The 1068-nt window shown below is 72.4% G+C and carries 1 protein-coding gene; it reads right to left on the bottom strand.

The features are described from left to right. Nucleotides 1-17: 17 nt before the first annotated feature. Nucleotides 18-1068: pentalenene synthase (gene ptlA, locus V7E45_RS40265; protein WP_333779244.1), on the bottom strand; the 1051-nt coding region annotated here is incomplete at its 5' end.

Below are 1068 nucleotides of genomic sequence, written 5' to 3' on the forward strand. Positions count from 1 at the left end.
GGCGGGTGCCGCGGGGGTCAGCGGCTGCTGCCGAGTTCCTCGAGGTAGCCCTGGGCGCCGGCGGCGGCCGCGAACTCGGCGTCGTAGCGGCCCGAGGAGCGGTGCCAGTCGTAGGAGCCGCGGATCACCGTGCGCACGGCGTCGCAGCGGTAGCGCTCCACGGCCTCGCGTTCGCCGGCGTCGAGGTCGTAGATGTCGCACACCTTGGGCAGGCAGGTCTCCAGCAGGAGGTACTGGGAGAGGCGGGCGTGCACCTCGTCGCGCAGGTGGGCGATGCTGCGGGCGCGCGGCCAGCCGTGTTCCCGCTGCAGGATGAGGACGAGGTTGTTCCGCTCGCCGCGGGCCTCCTCCTTCTCCAGCGAGGCGATGTCGTTGAACATCAGGTTGACGTCGATGGCGATCTGCAGCATCGCGCTGAGCACGGCGCTGTCGAAGACGCGCTGGGGCACCTCGAAGCGGCCGGCGCTCTCGGCCATGTCGACGGTGGGCTGGACGCCGATGGTCTGCCGGCGCACGGCCAGGTACTGGGCGGCACAGTCGTAGGGGGTGTCGAGGAAGCGGCTGGTGGCCTCGTCGACGTATCCGGTGAAGTAGTTGCGCCAGTGCCGGGCGCTGCGCGCGCGCCAGGAGGGCGACATGCCCCGGCAGGAGCGCCGCCAGATGTCGGCGAAGCCGTGCGCGATGGGGGGCGCGGTGTCGGGCAGCGGTCCGTCGAGGGCGGTGGCGACCGCGTCGGTGAGCCGGCGGGTCTCCTCGGGGTCCTCACCGCGCGGTCCGTCGAAGAGGTCGTCGAAGAGGAAGAACCACGACATGAGGTCGACACCCAGGTCGAGGTCGGCGCCGGTGGTGTGCGGGTAGAAGCGGGCGGCCAGGTCGGCGTAGGCGCCGCGCAGATGGCGTTCGGCCGCGGCCTCGGTGGTGATCAGGCCGAGCGAGCGCGGCCATGCGAGCTGGTCCGCCTCGGCCCGCCGGTGGTCGGGGCTCTGCCGGCGGGGCAGCGGTATTCGGAAGTCGACGTCCTGCGGCATGGTGGTCTCCGTGGTGGGGGCGCTGGGAAAACGGTGGGGG

The organism is Streptomyces sp. IBSBF 3136 (genome assembly GCF_036815105.1).
Classification (GTDB): Bacteria; Actinomycetota; Actinomycetes; order Streptomycetales; family Streptomycetaceae; genus Streptomyces.